We start from the raw sequence: 21,169 nt of genomic DNA on the forward strand, positions 1-21,169 counted from the left end.
TAAAACTAAAATTAAGAACACAGACTTATTCATGATGATGTCCAATTAATAAAGACAACTTATTGCATTTATGTACAACACATCCTCCAATATAGGTTACTTACTCCATTTTCAAGAGATAATGTATGAAATAACAGGTTTTCAACTTATCCATTACACAGCATTTAGGATTGTTTGTAAACGCTTTGGAGTTTGAAATATAAGCTAGCTTTGCCTTAGCTTATGCGTTGAGTGGGTACACCTGCGCTTCGCTAAAACAGATAGTGGGCTACAATACTAATATGCAGTCATCCTTTTTTCAGCATCAGCCTACTGCCATCCTCTATCACGATCAGTAGTTCCGGGTTTTGGGTACCACATCTCTGCCATGTAGTCCAAAATTCATGGATCAGGTGACTGAATTGCTGCTATTTAGTCCGAAATTCCTGGTGCAAGGCACTGTTTTACTACCTATTGAATAATAATAGTAGTTTTGCTATAGACCTATTCCTTTTAAACGAATTATTTACTCGCAAAGACAAAGGCCTTGAGGCGAGGACATTATGTTAATATCCTTTTTTTGTATTCTCATTCGTCAAAAAGGTAGCCAGGCTATCCCTTTTCCCTCGCTTCAACTCATTGAAAAGTGCTTTTCTGTTGTCCGTTCGCCGCTCCAACGGATAGATAAATGCTGATGTATAGTTTGTTTGCTTATCCAGACCATAGATAAGCGTTTATCTATACTTTATTTGACCGTTCAACTCATAGATTAGTAGTGATATATAGTTTATTTGATGCTACAACTTATAAATAAGCAGTGATATGCTCATTGTTCGGTCGTTCATGTAATAGATAAACACTGATCTATAAGTTTTCCATGCGTACATGTAATAGATGAGTATTCATCTACAACTTATTTGGTCGCACATGTAATAGATAAGCACTCATCCGTCTTTCGGAAGAGGTTACGAACTATGTTTATATCGTTTTTGCCCATGAAGTAAGATCGTCACGACAACATTGCGTCATGTTATGTATTTCAAAAAGGACGAATTTTAGGCAAGAATTCCTGTGAGACACAAAACTGAGGCGATTAAATTAAGCATACCAGCGCAAGTGTCTCACTTGTGCGTCAAAATATGCACTACACCTCGTTCAGTATGACATTAAGGTAGCAAAGCGTGCCGGGCATACACTGCCCATGATTGGAAAAACAGATTGCTCATCATGCTTAGCCAGCGGCTACTTTGTTAAGCACCCCATCAATCCAATGCAAGAGTCTCGCCTATACCTGAGCAGGGCGTGTTACGTCCTGTGACGACACAGGCCGTGGGCGGAGGACGAAGGAAATGTTTCGTTTCTTACTCCATCTCCCTTTTCATCATGCTTATCCAGCCGCTACTTTGTTAAGCATTTTATGGAAGAAGCCGGGAGCAATGCGTGAGGCACCTTTCAACTGTCCTGCTTCACCTATAGCTTTTTCATAGCGATTATTTTTTATGGCCTTAAAAGCTGCTCTCGCAACCTTAGAAGCTGAAATACCCCGCTGCGCTTGTTTGCGGGCTTTTTCTTCCCGGTGAAGTTCCGTCTTTACGATGGGAGGAGCAATCTCAAAAACACAAACATTTGTCTTGGCGAGTTGTGAGCGTAATGACATTGAATAAGCATGAAGCCCCGCTTTGGTAGCGCAGTAGACCGGTACTATTTTAAGAGGAATAAATGCCAAGCCGGATGTTATGTTGACAATAGCACATTCCTTTTTTTGCTGTAAAAAGTACGGAACAAATAGCGCGGACAAGTGAATACTGGCGGTCAGATTAATTTCAATTTCGCTTTCCTCATCATACAATCCAGAGGCTCCTGTCAGAAAATCTATCTCTTTCTGAATTCCGGCATTGTTGAATAGCATATTGATAGCAGAAAACTTGGAAGTCGCCCACTGGTAAAGCCCTTGACGTTCTGAAGCATTGGCGATATCACAGACACGGGTGTGCAGTTGGGGTAATTTTTGCTTTGCTTCCAGCAATTTACTTTCCCGCCTTCCGCAAATGAGCACCTCATTTCCCGCTTTGATAAATTCTTCTGCCATGGCCAGGCCAATGCCTGTGCTGCCACCAGTAATCAGGATAGTATTGTCAGAGGTTTGCATGATTTTTTGAGTAAAATCTATTATCAAAGAAATTGTTTCATGCTAATGAATGTAAGACCACTAAAGTTGCCTATACTCAAACCAGCATTGAACGTCTTGCTTGTGCCTGAGGATACATCCTGTGCCCATTATACGTGTTACGTCCTGTGACGACACAGGCCGTGGGCGGAGGACATTATATTAATATCCTTTATTTAAATATATTCACCAAAGCAGCGCAAGCGTCCCGCTTGTGCGTAAAATGTACACTTCACTTCATTCTTAGGCATAGCAAAAGCTTTTGTGCGCTCAGAGTTCTCTGCGAGTAACTCTGAGGGGGTATAAAGTACTGATTACAACCTGTGACGACACTGGCCGTGGGCGGAGAAATAGAACTTACTCCATCTCCCTTTCCTGCTTTCTGATGAGTTCAATGGATTTGTCGGCAAAGCGATTGCCCATTTCTACATATCCCTCAGCTGACATATGCAGATCATCTTTGATTTTGTCTCCTTTCCGGTTCACCCCATCATTCAGATCATCGGTGTTGATCCAGCCAAAACGAGGATTGGACTCCGCTACTTTTACCTGAATCTCTCTCATCACCGGCCACTGGGGATAGTTTTGGCTCTCAAGATCATGGTCGCTGAGCCTACCGATGACAAAGTTGATATCCGTTCTACCCAGATCATCACGGAGCTGCTGATAGAGTCCCATCAAACTTTCTTCGTATACTTCGGCCAGTTCTTCTTTGGCATCCCGTTCACCCTGCATCCAGATGAACGTTACCGTTGCTATTTCTTCCTCCTCTATAGTTGCATTGACTTTATTGATGAGAGAATCGTAAAGATCAGGCTGTGCTTTAGGCTCATCGCCCTGGGGAGGAGTCCAGTCTTTGTACCAACGCCTGATAGGCTGACCTCCGTAAGCACTTTTTACCACAATCACATGGTCGCTGCCAAATTCGGCTTCAACAGCAGGGGTGAAAGACTCCTGTGGCCTCAGCCCTCCCATATTAGACTGACCAGAAAGGATGAACAAATGCTTTCCCTCCTGTGCAAGTGCTGTAGGTAAGCTGATGAACAGGGTGCAGCTTAGCGCTAAAATGAAGATTATTTTCATGGATGATTAAGATGTATATTCAGGTTGTTACAATAGTTTTAAATCTCTTGGATAAGGATATTCCTCGCATCTAGAATGTCAGAGGCAAGGATATTTACGTTCAAAGCATCTTATGCTTTAGACTGAATGGAAATTTCCTCCACCGCCAGTGGGTGATCAATGGCTCCTAAAGCTGTTAAAGTCTGCATAACCTGGGTCAGCATCGCTTTATCCACTTTCTCTCCTTTCCCCCACTCCGTTTTGTCCAGCCAGGCAGCGGCATCCTCTTCCGACAGTTCAAAACGATCGCTGATCAGCTTCAAGGCATCCGTTCTTTGCTTGAAATCAGCCGCGTACTGATTGATCACCTCAAGTATTTTCTGTATGGCTTCACCTTTGCTTTGCAGTACTTCATTGCGTACTGCCACTACAAAGCAGGGCCAGGGGGTGTCTATCTCTCCTACCCTTCTGAACTCTCCTTTATCTACCAGGGGCTTGGTCATAAACTTTTCCCACATAAAAGCGTCAGCCTCTTCCTGCGCCAGCGCTTTGCGCGCCCCTTCCATGCCTCCCACTTCTACGAAAGGAATTCCGGCAGTATCCCATCCTTTTTGCTGCGCCAGGACAAAAGCCATGAGGTGAGAACCTGAAGTAGGACGACTGATGGCAAATCGTCTTCGCTGCACATCCTCTACCGTTTGAAAATCCGTATGCGCTGCCACATGGATACCCCAGGTAAGCGGTGAGGCCACAAACACCTGTACGATCTTAGCGTCAGTACCTTTGACAATACTCGCCATCACACCCTCGGTAAGGGCAATGGCTATATCTGCCTCAGCATCCTGTAAAGACTGCATCATAGCTCCGGTACCTCCGGGTGCATCCTGCCACTGCAAATCAATACCTGTGCGTTCAAACGCACCTTCTTCTATGGCCAGATGCCAGGGTAAATTAAAATGTTCGGGAACACCCGTTACTTTGATTGTTATAGGATTAGACATATGGTCTTATTTGTTAATTAAAATCGCAATACTAATTTTACCAGAATATGATCCAAAGTAGAGAATACCAACCATACCTGAAATGTTTTCACCTGTCTTTCAATAAAGGAAGGTCAAGTTTACTTCATTTGCCCTTGCTATGCATGTTTTTCATAAGCCTTTTTCCTGCATCTACCCGGGCCCAGGACAGTGATCATACGCTGAAGGTAGCGGTGGCAGCCAATCTGCTGCTCCCCATGCAGGAAGTTAAAACGCTCTACGAAAGAAAGTATAGCGGTGAGCTGATTCTGATTCCCGGTTCTTCCGGTAAGCTTACGGCACAGATCATCAATGGAGCACCTTACGATATTTTCCTGGCAGCTGACATGAAATACCCTCAGCAAGTCTTCAACGAAGGGCGGGCAGTGACCAAGCCGGAAGTGCTTACCCGGGGTAAGCTGGCATTCTGGAGTAAAAACCCAATAGAAGGAAAGCTGGAAGCATGGCTATTGGAAAATGAAAATATAAAATCAATCGCTATCGCCCAGCCCGAACTGGCTCCTTACGGACAAAGGGCCAAAGACTGGCTGAGTGAAAAGGGAATTTATGATAAAGTGCTTCCCAAGGTAATTTTTGGAGAAAGTATTGGTCAGGTAAACCAGTACATACGCTCAGGAACTGTGGAAGCAGCCTTTACTGCGATCTCAGCCATGCAGGCAGATGAGATGAAAGACATGGGATACTGGCAACCGCTTACGGTATATAGCGGTGATCCCAGCCGGCTGGATCATGGATTTGTGCTGCTGGAGAATGCCGTGGCCCCGAAAATTACCATTAACCAATTTGTAGAGTTCTTAAAGTCGCCGGTAGCAGCACAGGTTTTTCAAAAATTTGGCTATGAGCTTCCTTAATGGCAGATTTTGATCAATTCTCTCATAAATAATGCTGCAAATGCAGCATAAGCTTTTAGGTTTGTAAGAAAACAGCACTTTACTGCTTATGTCAGAGCTTCTACAACCTTTAGTCCTGAGTCTACAGCTGGCCATGGTAACCACGGCATTACTGTTTATTATCGCCCTACCCCTGGTATATGCTATTTACTTCCATAGCAGCCATGCCAAGCCATTACTTAAAGCGGTGGTGAGCATGCCTCTGGTGCTGCCGCCTACCGTACTTGGTTATTATCTGCTTATCTTTATGCGTCCTGACGGATGGCTGGGGCAATTGAGCCAGCAGCTGTTTGACCTGAGATTGGTATTTAGCTTCCCTGGTCTGGTGATAGGCTCTCTGATATTCAGTCTGCCATTTATGGTAAATCCAATCTTGTCGGCCATAGAAAACCTACCCTCTTCCTACAAAGAGGCGGCTTATACTTTGGGCAAATCACGCTGGAATACCCTTTGGCATGTACTCTTGCCTAATGTGAAATCTTCAGTGGTGGTAGGTCTGGTCATGACCTTTGCCCATACCATCGGGGAGTTTGGCGTAATACTGATGATAGGGGGAAATATCCCTGGAGAGACCAGGGTGGCATCCATTGCCATTTATAATGAAGTAGAGATGTTAAACTTTGACAATGCCGATATGTACGCCGGTATATTACTCGTATTTTCCTTTATCGTACTCATCAGTGTATACATGTATCAGAACCGTAGGCCACAGGGCGTAATATGATCAGCGTTTCTCTTCAAAAAAACCTGATGGGAAGTGAGGGCAGCCTGGCCCTTGATATTGCTTTCAGTATGCCTCTGCATAGCATATGGGCACTTATGGGTCCTTCTGGCGCTGGCAAGACCAGCATCCTCAAAATGCTGGCCGGACTCATGAAGCCTGACCGGGGGCAAATGTATGTAGGCGAACAATGCTGGTATAATAGCGAAAAAAAAATCTGGAAAAAGCCCCAGCTCAGAAGCATCGGCTTTGTCTTTCAGGATTATGCGCTCTTTCCCAATATGAATGTACGTCAGAATCTGGAATACGCACTTCCACCCTCCTCTTCCCCTCACTTGATTGACGAAGTAATGGCACTGATGCATATGGAAAAACTACAAATGCAAAACCCGGCAAGGCTCTCAGGTGGGCAGCAGCAAAGAGTAGCACTGGCCAGGGCCATCATTCGCCAACCCAAATTACTCCTGCTGGACGAACCTTTTGCCGCCCTGGATCGCAGCATGCGTGAAAAGCTTCAGCAGGATGTGCTCAGCTTGCATCAAAGGTTTAATACTACTATTTTACTGGTCAGTCATGATGCCCTGGAAGTAGCTTTGATGGCTGACAAGGTGCTTGAAATTCAGCACGGTCAGATAAGCCGGGAGGCACATGCTTTTGAAAGCCTTCCTATGATTTCAGAAGGATATTTTGAAGGTAAGATCATAGAAGTAAATGAGGCTGAGCAGTATTTTGTGCTGCTAGATAAAAGAATCTCTGGCTTATTACGCTTTGCGCTACCTCAGGGTATGCAACTCAAAAAACATGACCAGGTAGAAGTGAAAGGAGATCAAATCAGGGTGCAATCTTCAGAATGAACAAAAATATCATATATTGCCAAGAAATAAGGAATTATGAAAAGAACAAAAATGCAGGAATACTGGCGCCATAATCTTAAGTACCTGGCTATACTTTTAGTAATCTGGTTTGTTTGTTCTTATGGTTTCGGTATACTGCTGGCCGATGAGCTTAACAAGATTAAAATGGGTGGGTTTAAGCTAGGGTTTTGGTTTGCCCAGCAGGGTTCTATTTACATTTTTGTAGTCATCATTTTTATATATGTATGGCTGATGAACCGTTTGGATAAAAAATACGAGGTGGACGAAGAAGAAACGCATCACTGATGACTTGACTAATGAATGAAAAATAAGTAAGCAACAGCATTGTTGCTTAGGCCCTGACAAACAGTCACATTTTTATTGCTATGATTTTGGAGCTTTGACTTTCCCCTTGTTCCTACTCATACTTTTTGATGAAAATTTGCTTTAAGAACAATCGCTAAAACTAGTGAATGTGCCTATGAAAGATTCCGCGTCTTCTGACTCTGTAGACTCCAGAATTAGCCATTTTGAAAAGGAGCTTAATAGTCTGCAAGCTTCCCAACTCTTGTCAATGATGAAAAAACATCTTAGTGATGGTTATTGCATCACTGATGAAGAAGGCGTCATCATAGATGCGAATGAACCTTACTGCCATACATTAGGGTATGCTAAAGAAGAACTGCTCACAAAAAATTTCACTGAACTATTGCCTAAAGGCATGCGACCTTATGCGTTGATGCTTCATCACGAATATGTGTCAGGACAGTCCGAGGAAAATGCTGCTGAATGGGCCTACGAAAGTAAGTCTGGTGAAAAGGTCTTGCTACGTTCTTCTACCTCAAGGCTAAAGCTTTCCGCAAATCGCACCTACAAGCTGGAGATATTACAAAAGGTAGCTCGATCTCAAGTCAGGGATGAGGAAAGCATGAAGAAAATCATGCATCAGTTTAAGAACACACTACAGGAAATCAGCGGACTTCTCCAACTGCAGGCTGTACAGCTTGAAGGTGAAGCAAAACTAGCAGTGTTACAAGCCCAGAAGAGAACGATAGCGGTATCAATTGCCTATGAATTGCTGCACAAAAGTGCCAATAGCGAAGCTATTAATATTGGCGAGTATCTTTCCAGATTGATTGGACAGTTTGAGCAGAATTGCCAATTGCACATACAGCATAACGAAATACATTGGCAGGTGAATAAAGCCTACGCTCTCGGAATCATCATTACCGAGTGCTTAAATAATCTGAAAGCATCAGGCTATACTGACGTTTTACACCTAACTGTAGATCAACAGAAAGAATTATACGTATTAGAGATGCAATTGGAAGGCATGTTTTCTGAGAAAATCTCTGCCCTTAGTAAACAACTCATCAATGCTTTGGGCGGGCAATTACAAGCAAAAGTTGAGCTTCAGCCTAGTAGCCATCAATTCCTTAGTCTTCAGTGTGCTTTATAAGGCCTTTGAAAGTTCCTCATGCTTCTCTTTTACCTGAGTCAACACTATATCAAAAGATTGTACCAACTCTTGTATCAGCGCTTCTTTCTTCTTTTCATCCATTGACGAGTCACTGAGCTGCGGTTTTACCTGTTCCAAAAACTGACTAAGTTCATTTGCCCTCAACATCTCCAAATGAGAGACAACGTTATGTAATGTTTTTCTGAAACTATGTATATCCTCTTTCTTAATAGATAGCACCAGCTTATTTATTGCTTCTTCAAATTCTACACAAATAATCTGTAAAAAATATCTGTATTCGTCTTTTGACTCAAATACTTCTTCTACATACGAGTAATCTATACTGATATTCATTTTATTACAATGACTAAAAGTTTCTGATCCATTCTGCTATAACACAATTTGTCTACAATCAGGATAGTAAAAAAAGAGGAAAGATACAGGATATACTCCATGTTTGAATATTTAAAAAATGCTAAAATAATTAGTTTTACATAAAATTCATGGAGAACCTTAGCAGGCATTTTATTATCAATATTTAAACAAAAACAATATTTTACTGATAAATAATTGGATTATTAAAACTGTTTTTACCGTTTTTCCAAACAATGCGATATATATATGTTACAAACAGTATACATTATGTAAATTTGTAGGTAACCTACACAATAACATAGAACAGCACCAAAATTATATGCTCCATGGAAGAAAGTAATATTAAAGGTGTAGTTAATCAACTTAAAGCAGACATTGATCAGGTGTCTCGCCAAACCAAAGGACTAAAGAACGGAGAAAGATTCAGATCAGTTAAAAAGCTTAATGACCTTCGTACAATCTTGGATAAGATCACTGAGATCAATCAATCAGTAGACGACCTGATTGATCAGCAACATCAGAAGCGAAACGGTCATAGTTAACAATCTTTTTTCTTTTCTTGTTCGTTACTCAAGAGCATGATAGTCTCATTATCAGGCTAACGTCATTTCTACGCACACCTCTCTATCCTCTTAACGACAGTAGCAAAATTGTTGTATATTGATTGATCAAAATCAACAACCTAACGATAACAATGAAGTATTCTAAACAGGATCAATCCGACAAATCCGGACGTAGAAAATTTGTAAAAACATCAGTCGCGGTGCTTGCCACCATCAGTATAGTACCCCGGCATGTACTTGGGGGTACTCATCACGTCGCTCCCAGTGATAAGTTTAATCTTGCCTACATTGGCACAGGTAAGCAGGGACGCGGTACATTGTTCAGAAGTTTTATTGAAATTCCTGAAGTTCAGATCGTAGCTGCCTGCGATGTTGATCAGAAGAAACTCTCTGACTTTGAGCAAAAAGTATCTGAATACTACAGTGCACAAAAAGAACAAAATAGCTACCAGGGCTTGGCCACTTATGCTGACTTTAGGGAAATGCTGAGCAGCTCAGAAATTGACGGCGTGGTAGTGGCCACACCTGACCACTGGCATGCACTCGCATCTATTGCTGCCGCCAATGCAAAAAAGCATGTCTATTGTGAAAAGCCTTTATCGCTTACTGTAGCAGAAGGAAGAGCTATGGTGGATGCCGCCCGCAACAACAACGTCGTATTCCAAACGGGAAGTATGCAACGCTCCTGGACAGACTTTCACAGGGCTGCCGAACTGGTCATTAACGGCTATATCGGTGATATTGAAAAAGTAGTGGTAAGCGTAGGAGGTCCGCCCGAGGAATGTGAGCAACCTGATGAACCTACTCCAGAATACCTGGATTGGGATATGTGGCTTGGCCCGGCTCCCGACAGAGGCTATAGCTCTTTCTTTGCGCCTCCTATTGAATGGGATGGCTGGCCAAGATGGAGATATTGTAAACATTATGGTGGCGGTATGATGACTGATTGGGGAGCGCACATGTTTGATATAGCCCAGTGGGCCTTAGGTATGGATAACTCAGGCCCAGTAGAAATTATCCCTCCCGATGGTAAGGAAACAAAAGTCCTGACTTATAAATATGCTAATGGCATACCCATGATTCGTGAAGATTTTGGCAAAGGTAATGCTGTAAGATTTATTGGTTCTGAAGGGACGATAGAAGTGAGTAGAAGTTTTTTGAATATGCCTGAGAAATTAAAATATCAGTCCATTGACCTGAATGATACACATCTGTACCAAAGTCTTAACCACTATCGGGATTGGCTTAATTGTATCAAGACCAGTGAAAAGCCCATATGCGATGTAGAAGTGGGGCACCGTACTGCTTCAGTTTGTAATCTGGGTAATATCGCCTATGAGTTGAATAGACCGTTACAATGGGACCCTAAAAAGGAAACATTTAAAGGAGATAAAGAGGCAAACGCTATGCTTTCAAGAGAAATGCGACAACCCTGGAAAGTATAAATGCAATAATCTTCAGAGAGACGGGCCTTTGAACAATCTTCGGCCTGTTTTTTTTAAGATTAATTTTGTGAGTGCTTTAACTGATAGTCTTTGTAGCACTGATTGATGGCCAGAATTACTTCATACTCATTAGGTCTTTCAACAAATAATTCTTTCATCCGGCAATACATCATAAACTCATCCAGCTTCTTCTCTTTGAGCCCCGTTACTCTTCCTACCAGATCACGATTGTATTTCTGAGCCAATGCATTGGTCCGCTTGTCAGCAGCAATTTTTTCTCTTGCCTCCCGTTCAAACCTGGCTCTTTTATTCAGCCTGCTCGCTATAAAAGAAACCGGATTAAGGGCAGAGGCTGATACTTCTCTTCTCGGTCCGTAGTATGAACCCGGGATATGAATCTGTTCATCCTCCTCTAACTCCATTTCCAATACTGCTTTTTTGAAAGCATACTCATCTTTAAAAGCAAAAATGGTAACATTTTCAAGCGCATATGCCTGTTCACTAAGTCGTATTTTAAGATCATAATTATCGGTGGTAGCAGTATCACCGAAGTATAGCTGCTGAGGCTTATGAGCCACAGTAGAGAGTGTCAGAGTATCATATTTAGGAAAAGTAATGTAAAAAAAACCTTCTTCATCACTTACCACTCCTTTTCCACTCCTGCCAACAGAGATAGTAGCGTAAGGTACAACTTCATCCTGCTCATCTACAATGGTACCAGAAATGCGTATCATCTCCTCATCATCACTTTGCTCTACCTGTGCGAATAAGGCTAAGGGCAGAATCATCAAAAGAGAACACAGAAATAACTTATTATTCATAGTAAGATCGTAAAAATCAAAGCTAAAGTTAAACTTGGTCATATTGTGCACCTCCTCAACATTCGTGCTGTAAAATTAATGCATTTTTCTATAAAAAATGCCTTTTCAGCTAACCAGTCCTGCTTTGAGGCTCACATTATTTATTGGAAAGAAGTTATGGTAGCAGTACTGTAACTCATATTCAAACGAATTTTTGCCAATGTATTGCTTGTTTAAAGCTATTTGTTAGCTATAAGTTCATGCAAAACCTATGTCTCAAACGCCGTTACTCCTTCCTTCCAATATCACAACTTGACAATTTGTTAGCCGACGCTTTGACATAAGCTTATCCGGCAAGACATTTTTTGCATCTAATTAAAGAGGAAGTATAGCAAATCTGCCAATCTGTCACTACTTCGGCTGTTGGCATAAGCATTGATCACTTTATCACGAAGTTGAAATTATTAAACCGAATCAATAAGATATTATGGGAAAAGTTATAGGAATAGACTTAGGAACAACTAACTCCTGTGTCGCTGTAATGGAGGGTAACGAGCCCGTTGTCATCCCTAACAGTGAGGGAGGAAGGACGACCCCATCTGTGGTCGCGTTTTTGGATAATGGAAATGGTGAACGTAAAGTAGGTAGCCCGGCAAAACGTCAGGCCATCACTAATCCTCATCATACCATTAGCTCTGTAAAGAGATTTATGGGTAAAAAGTACTCTGAAGTAACAGAGGAAAGAAAGAACGTTTCTTACGAATTAGAAAAAGGTAGTAATGATACGGTTCGCGTAAAAATTGGCGACCGCTTATATACACCTCAGGAAATCTCAGCGATGATTCTGCAAAAAATGAAATCTACTGCTGAAGATTATCTGGGTACTACCATTACTGAAGCTGTAGTAACTGTACCAGCATACTTTAACGATGCTGAGCGTCAGGCTACCAAAGAAGCAGGACAGATAGCAGGTTTGAACGTAAAGAGAATTATCAACGAGCCTACTGCAGCTGCACTGGCTTATGGTCTTGATAAGAAAAATAAAGATATGACCATCGCGGTCTATGACCTGGGTGGTGGTACTTTTGATATCTCAGTGCTGGAATTAGGAGATGGAGTATTTGAGGTAAAAGCTACAAATGGTGATGTACACCTGGGTGGTGATGACTTTGATGGTAAAATCATTGACTGGCTGGCTGAAGAATTTAAGAAAGATGAAGGCATTGACCTCAGAAAAGATCCTATGGCACTACAGCGACTGAAAGAGGCTGCTGAGAAGGCCAAGATTGAGTTGTCAAGCTCTACAAGTACTGAGATCAACCTGCCTTACATCATGCCAGTAGATGGTATTCCTAAGCACCTGGTGAGAACACTAAGCCGTGCTAAGTTTGAGCAGTTGATTGATGACCTGGTACGTCGTAGCATGGACCCTTGCAAAAAAGCTTTGGATGATGCAGGCATGTCTACTTCTGAGATTGATGAAGTAATCCTGGTAGGTGGTTCTACCCGTGTTCCTAAGATTCAGGAAGAGGTAGAAAAATTCTTTGGCAAAAAACCTTCTAAAGGTGTAAATCCTGACGAGGTAGTAGCTGTGGGAGCTGCCATACAAGGGGGTGTATTCTCCGGTGATGTTAAAGATGTGCTGCTACTGGACGTTACTCCACTGTCATTAGGCATTGAAACTATGGGTGGCGTGTCTACCAAGTTGATTGAGTCAAATACAACGATTCCTACTAAGAAATCTGAAGTATTCTCAACCGCTTCTGATAACCAGCCTTCTGTAGAAATCCACGTACTGCAAGGTGAGCGCCCTATGGCTAACCAGAACCGTACAATTGGTAGATTCCACCTGGATGGTATTCCACCTGCTCCAAGAGGTGTACCTCAGATTGAAGTAACTTTTGACATTGATGCCAATGGTATCCTGAACGTATCTGCCAAGGATAAAGGCACCGGAAAAGAGCAGAAAATTAGAATTGAAGCTTCTTCCGGCCTTACTGATGAAGAAATAGAAAAGATGCGTAAGGAAGCCGAAGCTAATGCTGAGACTGACAAGCAGGAGAAAGAAAAAGTGGAAAAAATCAATTCAGCCGACTCACTGATCTTCCAAACTGAAAAGCAGTTGAAAGAATTTGGTGATAAGCTTTCTGAAGGAAACAAAAAGCCAATTGAGGAAGCTCTGGCAGAATTGAAAGAGGCCCACAGCAAGCAGGACCTTGATGCCATTGACGCTGCTATGAACAAGCTGAATTCAGCATGGCAAAACGCATCTCAGGAAATGTACCAGGCAGCTGGTGCTGACCAGGCTGGAGCAGCCGGAGGACCTGAAGGTGCTCAGCCAGGAGGCGGTGACGCTAATGCTGGCAGTGCTGATGGTGATGTGTCAGATGTAGAATACGAAGAGGTTGATGACAAAGACAAGAAATAAATCTTGATGTCTTGAACATCCAATCATAAATTAAGAGCTCCGCATTAGCGGGGCTTTTTTTATTCGCACATATTTTTCTTATTATCAAACGAATATTTATTATCCAACTAATATCTTCATCCTACTTTTTAAAAAGTGAACTATTGCAGTAATTGTGGCAGCGAAAAACTTAATTTTGATATCCCGGAGGGTGACAACCGGGCACGCTATATCTGTCAGCAATGTAATACGGTACACTATCAAAATCCCAAAATGGTAGTTGGCTGTCTTCCGGTATTTGAAGATAAAATTTTAATATGTCGCCGTGCAATTGAGCCTCGTTATGGACTCTGGAACTTACCCGCTGGCTACTTAGAAAACTATGAAACTGTAGAAGAGGGTGCTGCGAGAGAAACCTTGGAGGAAGCTAATGCGGCAGTAGAAATTATTAAGCTTCATTGTATTTATAATCTACCTCATATCAATCAGGTGTATCTGCATTTTCTTGCTCATCTGAAAAGTGATAGAATAGCCTGTGGCAACGAGAGTCTGGAAGTGAAATTATTTGATATTGAAGATATTCCCTGGACTCAACTGGCATTCAGTTCAAGCAAGTTTGCCCTGGAAAAATATATTGAATTTAAAGAAAATTACCCAGGCATACATATAGGCACATATCATCCTGCCAAAAGTTAGACGAACAAGTATTTTAACCCCTTAAATCGTACTTTTTAGTCAACAATACTCGCATAATACCGCCAAACCTACCTTATTTCTTGCCTCCTGCCAAAAAAAACTACTCTGATATACTGAGTAATTATAGCTAATCAAAAACGCAAATAGGTGGGAATCCTCAGGAAATTATGCCATTTAGTACTCTTATATGACAATGTAACTTTTAGACCTAATACTACAGAAAAATACGAAGCGCGAGCTTTAGTTTTACCGTATACTAATAACTGAGAAGCAATATTACTGTGAACACAGTTTAATATTATCTAAACTTTTGTAAGTGCAATATTAATTCGGTAAAAACTTACTACAGACTTAAAATAGCACAATATAATATTGTTTAGGCAATAATTTTTTAATTGAATTGGATAGAAGGGAAAGAGATCATCATAATTTTTTTACAAGTATGATTTTAACAGTTTTTGGAAAGTACCTAGACAGTTTAATATCGCTGGTTAACACTAAACTGGAGATGCTTGAGAGTCCACGAATTTTACACTGTGGGTGGAACATTATTCAATATTCCTATGCTTTCTTAATCAGTATCTTTCTTGAAGTACACAACGAATGGATCTATCTGACTTTGCCCTTGGGTTTTTATTATCTTCTCAAAACCAATAAAAAGAAAAGAGAATCACATACGTTTATTGCCCTGTTATTATCATACCTGACTCTTCTCGCACTGATAAGATTTGCTGATATGCATACATCCTGGTTTAGCTTTGGTGGTGTGAACAGCTTCTGGATAACTGCCTCAATACTACTATTTGCTATAAGCATCAAACTTATCCCAAGGCTCATCAGTACCTCTACATCAGCAGAGCTAAAGAGAATCAATAAAAGACTTACTGAGGAAATTCAGGAAAGAAAAAAAGCAGAGCAGAGCCTGAACGAACATAAAGAAAACCTAGAACTTTTAGTGCTGCAAAGAACTTTTGATCTGGAAAATACTGCCAGAAGATTACAAAAAGAGATCAACGAACATAAAGAAGCGCAGGCACAGATAAGTTTACAAACGACTCTTCTGGAACAGGTAGATAGTGCAATTATAGCCACTGACCTGCAATACAACATCACTTACTGGAACCAATGTGCTGAGAGCTTATTTGGCTGGAAATGTAGTGAAGTATTGGGAAAGCCTGCAGCAGAAGTGATGATAAGAAGTGAACACAGAAAAGCAGGTAAGCGCTTTCTTGAAAAACTGAGCAAGAGAAAATCATGGTCAGGTGATTTTACAATTCCTCACCTTTCAGGACGAAAAATTCCGGTAGAGTTAAGTTGCTCTGCTCTTTTTGATACTCAAGGTAAGCAGATTGGTTTTACCTGCGTTGCATTGGATATTACTGATCACTTACGTTCTGAACGTAAGTTACAGCGTGAGAAAGAAAAAGCCATAAAACAGGCTCATGCCAAACAAGATTTTCTGGCTACCATGAGCCACGAGATTCGTACACCACTCAATGTGATCATTGGTATGACGCGTTTGTTGAACGATGCTAACCCTAGTCAAAAGCAGTTAGAATACCTGAACAGCCTTGAGTTTTCAGCTAATCATTTGCTTACTATTATTAATGACATCCTTGACTTGGCCAAGATTGATGCCGGCAAGATCAAACTGGAAAACATTGGCTTTAATCTCTATCAGGTGATTGAAGGGGTGAAACAATCATTTTCTGCCAGAGCTGAAGAGAAAGGAATTGACTTAAGAATAGATTTTGAGAATAACATACCTGCTTTTCTTAAAGGAGATCAGGTCAGACTAACTCAAATTCTTAACAACCTGGTCAGCAACGCCTTAAAATTTACCAATGAAGGTTTTATTACCATCAGAACCCGGGTTCTGGATAGCAGACAGGGAAGAGTAAGGCTACTTTTTGAGGTAAGCGACAGCGGAATTGGTATCGCTGCAGATAAGTTGGAGCAAATATTTGAAAACTTTACTCAGGCTCAGGAAGATACGACCCGAAAATATGGTGGCACAGGCTTGGGGTTAACGATCTGTAAAAAACTTATACACCTACAAAAAGGAAAGGTCAGCGTAAAAAGTAAGGAAGGCATAGGCAGTACTTTCAGTTTTGAGCTGAATTATACGCTAGATCAGCAGGATAAATCAGCGCAGGAAAATATTGAAGATATACAGTATCCATTACAGGATATACACCTCTTGCTTGTAGAAGATAATCATGCTAACCGTATTGTGGCCTCCAACTTTTTAGGAAAGATGGGGGTGAAAGTTGACTTTGCTGAAAACGGAGCGCAGGCTTTACAAATCGTTCAGGAGCAAAAATTTGATATTGTGCTGATGGACCTGCAAATGCCGGTGATGGATGGCTATGAGGCAACCCGGGAAATAAGAAAGCTAGGGGAAGAATACAAAAAGCTCCCTATCATTGCGCTTACGGCAGATGTGGTATCAGATGTACGTCAGAAAGTGAATGAATCAGGAATGAACGATTACCTTTCCAAGCCATTTAAGCCAGAACAGTTAAACTCAACAATCGCCAAAAACCTGAATATAAAATTTCAGCATAATCCTTCAGAAGAAGACAATGTCATGACACTCTGTCAGATACTGGATGAATATAGCGATGACACCCAATTTGTAACCACCCTGCTTGAATCACTAAAAAGTAGCTTTGATAAACTTTCTCAGCAAATCAGAGAAACGGCTAGGGAACGCGATATTTACTCCTTACGCAGAATCATGCATAAGCTTCAGCCTTCTGTCAAAATGTTGGAAGACCAAAAGCTTTATCCCAAACTGGAAACTCTGAAGCATATACTTGCTGAAGATGAGGTGAATGACACTGAACTCCGCTTGCTGCTGGAAGACATTCATAAAGCCACTAAAGATTCAGTACACTATCTGGACATGCTTCAAAAAAAAACCTACCGTCCGGAAGCCAAAGTATGATGAAAGCTTGAAAAGCTTGTTGCTTTCCTGCTAATTTTGTTAGTTGTACAAGAGATATACACTAACATAACTTATATCATGAAGCTAAAAACGCTCTTACTTTGTCTTATCCCTTGCTTTTACTTTGCCTGTAACTCGCAGAACAACGAAAAAATGGCGGAGGTAAACGGTGCAGGTTTGGCCGAAACCAACCCGGCTGCCGAGGGTTTTAATGCCAACAACTCAGATCCGGAAGCTATTGAGATTGCCGATGAAGTAATGGAAGCTATGGGTGGGCGTGCAGCCTGGGACAGTACCCGCTATATTCGCTGGAATTTCTTTGGTCGCCGTTCTTTGGTCTGGGATAAAAAAACAGGTGACGTTCGTATTGATGTACCTGCTGACTCAGCTACTTATGTCATAAATGTAAATAATGATGAAGGCCAGGTAATGATGGGAGGAGAAGAAATTACCAATCCTGGTTCACTAGCAAAGTATGTTGAGCAAGGTAAAAAAATATGGGTCAACGATAGCTATTGGCTGGTGATGCCTTACAAACTCAAAGACAGTGGCGTCACTTTAACGTATGTAGGAGAAGATACCATGCAAACGGGTGATATGGCTGACGTATTAGAGTTACGCTTTGAGAATGTAGGTTTCACACCACAAAATAAATATCAGGTTTATGTGGATAAGGATGATCGTTTGGTTAAACAGTGGGCATACTACAGCGAAGCATCACTGGATTCCCCCAACTTTGTCACTCCCTGGGATGATTATCAGGAATATGATGGCATAAAACTCTCCAGCAGTAGAGGCGAACGAGGTATGGAGGACATAGGCGTTTTTGATTCTATTCCTCACGAAAAAGTATTTACGCTTAAGCCTTACAGATTTAACTAATGACAATAAACGCACTGATTTACAGTGCGTTTAGTTCTTTTATAGATTGGTATTCAAATTCAAAATCTATTTCAAAACAGTCAACGAACTGCTTTTTCATAGCTTTTTTAAGTTGCTGAGGATCTTCACAGTAAAAAACAAAAGCTCCTCCTCCTCCGGCACCACATATTTTTCCACCGTAGGCGCCATTTTCTTTGGCAAAAGCATACATGGCATCCAGGTTTTCATTAGTGCTGGCTTGTGCGAGTAACTTTTGAGCTTCCCAGTTTTCTTCCATTATTCGGGCACAGGCAATAAAATCTTCTTCAGCCAGCGCATGGATAAAGCGATAGCCACAATCTGTAAGGATATCCAGCGCACGCTTTCCACCTTCTGTCTGATAATTTTGATACACCTGTTCTACTGCCGACTGAGCATTACGAGACACACCTGTATGCAGCAAAAGCAAGTTTTTTCGGAAAGTTTCAAGGGTATTTTTAGACATTTTTACATCCAAAGGTTTGGCTTCATCTTCCACACATTCAAAACAGTTAAATCCTCCGTATACGATCGCGTACTGGTCCTGCCTTCCTATAGCCCAGTTAAGTTCCTTGTTCTCCAGATTAAACAAATCCTCTGCAATTACCTGTAGCGATTTAGGTTCAGCGTTATAAGTTTTGCTACCGATCATTTCCAAAAGCTTTACCGCTGTAGAGGTACTCAAGCCACTCCCCCGAGGATAGCCGGAAAAGTTAAAAGTCTTATTTCTCATCTCTATCCTAGGTTTGATTGCTACGTTTGATACATAACCGGTTTTCCCCTGCATGATATAAGGAACATCCGTCCAGCCACCGGCAAAGTCTATCCTGAGCGGTGCTTTATACGCATAGTTGATTTTATTGATGATACGTGTGGTAGAAGTAGGCATCAATTCAGGCGGTACTTCTCTGTCTACATACTCAATTTTTACTCCCAGCTTATCACATAAAGCTTGCTTCTCTTCAATAGCTGAATCATCCTGGTTGAGGATAAAGATATCGGGTCTCAGCTGTGTGATTACCTCCTCAAAATCAATTTTACCTTTACCTATTTTGTGGTCATTGAGGACTGCATAATCCACATCTTCCAAGGCAGCTACCAGATACAGACGGTTATTTTCAGGGTTCACCGGCCTGCCAGGTCCTTTCAGTTGGGTTAAGGTTTCGTCTCTTCCCACCCCTACTACCAGCAGGTCCCCGAAAGACTTACACTGGTTAAAAAAAACTGCGTGTCCTGACTGAAGAATGTCATAACAACCGCTGCAAAATACAATCATTTTGTCAGCATGGGCATTCCTAAGTGCTGCCAACGCATCTAGCTGGGTTACCTTGGCTCTGATATTATCAAACATATCTGTCAATTTTATAAAAATGGCTCAAATGTAAACAAAAATGACCACAATGGATGTGTGTTTTATTATATGTAAATCTGAGTTTGCAGGGTCCACTGTCCCAGACGTTCATTGGAAATGATTTCACCTTCCTGGCGGAAAAATAAAGGTCGTGTACCGTACTGTAAAGTTATTTTAGCATGATGTCCTTCAATAAACCAGTTGAGTCCAATGTCAGTATTCAAAATGGAATCATCCAGATAGTCCAGGTTTTTCATTTCTACACGACCAAAAGGCTGCAACTTACCCAGACTTCCCAGCCAGTTGTCTGGCAAAAGTAAACCTGCCTGCGTAAGGAAAATATTGCCTGTACCCAGAAGCGGCTCGGCATTACCAAAACCATCCACAGATACATTACCCTCAAAGCCAGCAGGAGCTGAAGTTTGTCCGGCAGCCGTATTCATGATGCCTACACTACGATAGTAATCTGTTCCGTAATCGTAATTGTAGAGCACCGAATACGCAGTTATGGCCATTCCTCTAAGCCCAAAAGGATAGTCCAGAAAAGCATCTACTGCCCAGGCAGTGTGATCTTGGCGTTCCAGGTCACCTGAAACATTGAGAACACCGCTGGCCTCCGGCTGGTGATAAAAACCTGCTCCCAGATTGAAAACTTTTTTTGTACCAATATAGGTTTCCGTTTTGAAAGGAGTCAGGTTTCCTTCCGGTTCCAAAAATTCATAAGCCACATAGCCTCCCAGAGCAAGTTCATCAGATGGGATATCAACTGCACTTTCAGTGTTTACATTAGCCAGACTTCCACTTACAAATGGCTTATTAAGGTGAAAGCGGTAATCCAAAGGACCAGCCTTACCTTTGGCATAGATTCCATACTGACGACCAAACTGATCACTCTGCTCAATATTAGGAAAGTTGAAAACCGGCAGGTCTAAAGTCATAAAGCTCACTACACTGGCATTGGTAAAGCGGGACACACCATTCCAGAAATGCAAGCCCATTCCCAACGCCAGAGAAAAGGGATTCCGCTCTCCATTCTGAGGATTCACACGTGAAATTACTGAATATTCGGTCCAGGCATCATGAAAAAAGAGTTGTGGCTTCTTGGGTCCCTGTCTGGGTGCACCTCCATTGACAAAGGTCTGGTTGTTGATCCCAATTTGGGTAAAAATCAGAAAGCGAGGTGTAATTTGTGAATAGATGGTAGCCCTGGCCCTACGTACACCGATATCAAAACTATGTGTGGCTAACTCTCCATCGACACCAACCGTACCAGGATTGTTTTCTACCGACTTGGCCCAAAACTGATTGAGAAGAATGATACGAATATTTTTACTGCTATCCTGCCCTACTGGGATGTTGATGCCTCCCGTATAAATATCCGACCCCTGAGCATTTACCTGAAAATCAATAAAAAAAAAGAGACTTAGTAATAAGAAAAAAATTGCTTTACGCTTCATTATGAAATGGATTATTATTTGAATAAGTGGCTAAGATAAAAAAATTATAAGAC

At 41.6% G+C, this 21,169-nt stretch carries 18 protein-coding genes; 11 read left to right on the top strand and 7 right to left on the bottom strand.

The genetic code is table 11. The features are described from left to right. Window positions 1-1,366 precede the first annotated feature (1,366 nt). The 3 genes from WJR50_RS14265 to WJR50_RS14275 all read right to left on the bottom strand — a co-directional run bounded on the left by WJR50_RS14265 (window position 1,367) and on the right by WJR50_RS14275 (window position 4,209). The gene (locus WJR50_RS14265; protein ID WP_341293970.1) at window positions 1,367-2,128 is read right to left on the bottom strand and encodes an SDR family oxidoreductase; all 762 of its coding nucleotides are present in this window, start codon (window positions 2,126-2,128) and stop codon (window positions 1,367-1,369) included. A gap of 375 nt (window positions 2,129-2,503) precedes the next feature. Next, on the bottom strand, window positions 2,504-3,229 hold the full coding sequence (locus WJR50_RS14270; protein ID WP_341293971.1) for a sialate O-acetylesterase: 726 nt from the start codon (window positions 3,227-3,229) through the stop codon (window positions 2,504-2,506). Between the two features lie 110 nt (window positions 3,230-3,339). Then, on the bottom strand, window positions 3,340-4,209 hold the full coding sequence (locus WJR50_RS14275; protein ID WP_341293972.1) for a substrate-binding domain-containing protein: 870 nt from the start codon (window positions 4,207-4,209) through the stop codon (window positions 3,340-3,342). A 143-nt stretch (window positions 4,210-4,352) separates the two neighbouring features. On the opposite strand from WJR50_RS14275, the gene modA reads away from it, so the two are divergent. The 5 genes from modA to WJR50_RS14300 all read left to right on the top strand — a co-directional run bounded on the left by modA (window position 4,353) and on the right by WJR50_RS14300 (window position 8,172). Further along, window positions 4,353-5,099, top strand: coding sequence for a molybdate ABC transporter substrate-binding protein (modA, locus tag WJR50_RS14280; protein ID WP_341293973.1), 747 nt, complete (start codon window positions 4,353-4,355; stop codon window positions 5,097-5,099). 88 nt (window positions 5,100-5,187) lie between these two features. Further along, window positions 5,188-5,862 (top strand): molybdate ABC transporter permease subunit, encoded by a 675-nt coding sequence (gene modB / locus WJR50_RS14285; protein ID WP_341293974.1) that lies wholly within the window; start codon window positions 5,188-5,190, stop codon window positions 5,860-5,862. After that, window positions 5,859-6,713 carry an ATP-binding cassette domain-containing protein gene (locus WJR50_RS14290; RefSeq protein ID WP_341293975.1) on the top strand — a complete coding sequence of 285 codons (855 nt, stop codon included), beginning with the start codon at window positions 5,859-5,861 and terminating at the stop codon, window positions 6,711-6,713. Before modB ends, WJR50_RS14290 begins: the two co-directional genes overlap by 4 nt. A gap of 36 nt (window positions 6,714-6,749) precedes the next feature. After that, window positions 6,750-7,019, top strand: coding sequence for a DUF4212 domain-containing protein (locus WJR50_RS14295; protein WP_341293976.1), 270 nt, complete (start codon window positions 6,750-6,752; stop codon window positions 7,017-7,019). Between the two features lie 175 nt (window positions 7,020-7,194). Next, on the top strand, window positions 7,195-8,172 hold the full coding sequence (locus WJR50_RS14300) for a histidine kinase dimerization/phosphoacceptor domain -containing protein (protein ID WP_341293977.1): 978 nt from the start codon (window positions 7,195-7,197) through the stop codon (window positions 8,170-8,172). Here WJR50_RS14300 and WJR50_RS14305 read toward each other — a convergent pair. Continuing rightward, window positions 8,167-8,526, bottom strand: a complete 360-nt coding sequence (locus WJR50_RS14305) for a hypothetical protein (RefSeq protein WP_341293978.1) — start codon at window positions 8,524-8,526, stop codon at window positions 8,167-8,169. The two genes, WJR50_RS14300 and WJR50_RS14305, sit on opposite strands and share 6 nt — an antisense overlap. Before the next feature lie 347 nt (window positions 8,527-8,873). Here WJR50_RS14305 and WJR50_RS14310 point away from each other — a divergent pair, with 347 nt between their 5' ends. After that, a complete protein-coding gene (locus tag WJR50_RS14310; protein ID WP_341293979.1) occupies window positions 8,874-9,089 on the top strand; it encodes a hypothetical protein in 216 nt (71 codons plus the stop codon). 152 nt (window positions 9,090-9,241) lie between these two features. Beyond that, on the top strand, window positions 9,242-10,555 hold the full coding sequence (locus WJR50_RS14315; RefSeq protein WP_341293980.1) for a Gfo/Idh/MocA family protein: 1,314 nt from the start codon (window positions 9,242-9,244) through the stop codon (window positions 10,553-10,555). Window positions 10,556-10,614: 59 nt separating this feature from the next. On the opposite strand, the gene WJR50_RS14320 is transcribed toward WJR50_RS14315, so the two are convergent. Further along, window positions 10,615-11,376, bottom strand: coding sequence for a carboxypeptidase-like regulatory domain-containing protein (locus WJR50_RS14320; RefSeq protein ID WP_341293981.1), 762 nt, complete (start codon window positions 11,374-11,376; stop codon window positions 10,615-10,617). A 466-nt stretch (window positions 11,377-11,842) separates the two neighbouring features. Here WJR50_RS14320 and dnaK point away from each other — a divergent pair, with 466 nt between their 5' ends. From dnaK to WJR50_RS14340, 4 genes are all read left to right on the top strand, one after another. After that, window positions 11,843-13,783: a molecular chaperone DnaK gene (gene dnaK / locus WJR50_RS14325; RefSeq protein WP_341293982.1), complete on the top strand. Its 1,941-nt coding sequence runs from the start codon at window positions 11,843-11,845 to the stop codon at window positions 13,781-13,783. Window positions 13,784-13,918: 135 nt separating this feature from the next. Then, window positions 13,919-14,458, top strand: coding sequence for an NUDIX hydrolase (locus tag WJR50_RS14330; RefSeq protein WP_341293983.1), 540 nt, complete (start codon window positions 13,919-13,921; stop codon window positions 14,456-14,458). 736 nt (window positions 14,459-15,194) lie between these two features. Then, a complete protein-coding gene (locus WJR50_RS14335; protein WP_341293984.1) occupies window positions 15,195-17,408 on the top strand; it encodes a response regulator in 2,214 nt (737 codons plus the stop codon). 78 nt (window positions 17,409-17,486) lie between these two features. Then, window positions 17,487-18,290, top strand: a complete 804-nt coding sequence (locus WJR50_RS14340) for a hypothetical protein (RefSeq protein ID WP_341293985.1) — start codon at window positions 17,487-17,489, stop codon at window positions 18,288-18,290. Window positions 18,291-18,309: 19 nt separating this feature from the next. On the opposite strand, the gene WJR50_RS14345 is transcribed toward WJR50_RS14340, so the two are convergent. Together WJR50_RS14345 and WJR50_RS14350 are read right to left on the bottom strand one after the other, a co-directional pair. Then, on the bottom strand, window positions 18,310-19,659 hold the full coding sequence (locus WJR50_RS14345) for an adenylyltransferase/cytidyltransferase family protein (protein ID WP_341293986.1): 1,350 nt from the start codon (window positions 19,657-19,659) through the stop codon (window positions 18,310-18,312). Window positions 19,660-19,724: 65 nt separating this feature from the next. Then, window positions 19,725-21,116: a porin gene (locus tag WJR50_RS14350; protein ID WP_341293987.1), complete on the bottom strand. Its 1,392-nt coding sequence runs from the start codon at window positions 21,114-21,116 to the stop codon at window positions 19,725-19,727. Window positions 21,117-21,169: the final 53 nt, after the last annotated feature.

The sequence above is a fragment of the Catalinimonas locisalis genome (genome assembly GCF_038039535.1).
In the GTDB taxonomy this organism is placed as follows: Bacteria; Bacteroidota; Bacteroidia; order Cytophagales; family Cyclobacteriaceae; genus Catalinimonas.

What these genes read in the sequence shown, in the direction of transcription:
- dnaK (WP_341293982.1), top strand. Translation starts at nt 11,843, where the DNA reads ATGGGAAAAGTTATAGGAATAGACTTAGGAACAACTAACTCCTGTGTC.
- WJR50_RS14335 (WP_341293984.1), top strand. Translation starts at nt 15,195, where the DNA reads ATGCATACATCCTGGTTTAGCTTTGGTGGTGTGAACAGCTTCTGGATA.
- WJR50_RS14315 (WP_341293980.1), top strand. Translation starts at nt 9,242, where the DNA reads ATGAAGTATTCTAAACAGGATCAATCCGACAAATCCGGACGTAGAAAA.
- WJR50_RS14350 (WP_341293987.1), bottom strand. Translation starts at nt 21,116, where the DNA reads ATGAAGCGTAAAGCAATTTTTTTCTTATTACTAAGTCTCTTTTTTTTT.
- WJR50_RS14265 (WP_341293970.1), bottom strand. Translation starts at nt 2,128, where the DNA reads ATGCAAACCTCTGACAATACTATCCTGATTACTGGTGGCAGCACAGGC.
- modA (WP_341293973.1), top strand. Translation starts at nt 4,353, where the DNA reads ATGTTTTTCATAAGCCTTTTTCCTGCATCTACCCGGGCCCAGGACAGT.
- WJR50_RS14295 (WP_341293976.1), top strand. Translation starts at nt 6,750, where the DNA reads ATGAAAAGAACAAAAATGCAGGAATACTGGCGCCATAATCTTAAGTAC.
- WJR50_RS14345 (WP_341293986.1), bottom strand. Translation starts at nt 19,659, where the DNA reads ATGTTTGATAATATCAGAGCCAAGGTAACCCAGCTAGATGCGTTGGCA.
- WJR50_RS14275 (WP_341293972.1), bottom strand. Translation starts at nt 4,209, where the DNA reads ATGTCTAATCCTATAACAATCAAAGTAACGGGTGTTCCCGAACATTTT.
- WJR50_RS14320 (WP_341293981.1), bottom strand. Translation starts at nt 11,376, where the DNA reads ATGAATAATAAGTTATTTCTGTGTTCTCTTTTGATGATTCTGCCCTTA.
- WJR50_RS14290 (WP_341293975.1), top strand. Translation starts at nt 5,859, where the DNA reads ATGATCAGCGTTTCTCTTCAAAAAAACCTGATGGGAAGTGAGGGCAGC.
- WJR50_RS14305 (WP_341293978.1), bottom strand. Translation starts at nt 8,526, where the DNA reads ATGAATATCAGTATAGATTACTCGTATGTAGAAGAAGTATTTGAGTCA.
- WJR50_RS14340 (WP_341293985.1), top strand. Translation starts at nt 17,487, where the DNA reads ATGAAGCTAAAAACGCTCTTACTTTGTCTTATCCCTTGCTTTTACTTT.
- WJR50_RS14300 (WP_341293977.1), top strand. Translation starts at nt 7,195, where the DNA reads ATGAAAGATTCCGCGTCTTCTGACTCTGTAGACTCCAGAATTAGCCAT.
- modB (WP_341293974.1), top strand. Translation starts at nt 5,188, where the DNA reads ATGTCAGAGCTTCTACAACCTTTAGTCCTGAGTCTACAGCTGGCCATG.
- WJR50_RS14310 (WP_341293979.1), top strand. Translation starts at nt 8,874, where the DNA reads ATGGAAGAAAGTAATATTAAAGGTGTAGTTAATCAACTTAAAGCAGAC.
- WJR50_RS14270 (WP_341293971.1), bottom strand. Translation starts at nt 3,229, where the DNA reads ATGAAAATAATCTTCATTTTAGCGCTAAGCTGCACCCTGTTCATCAGC.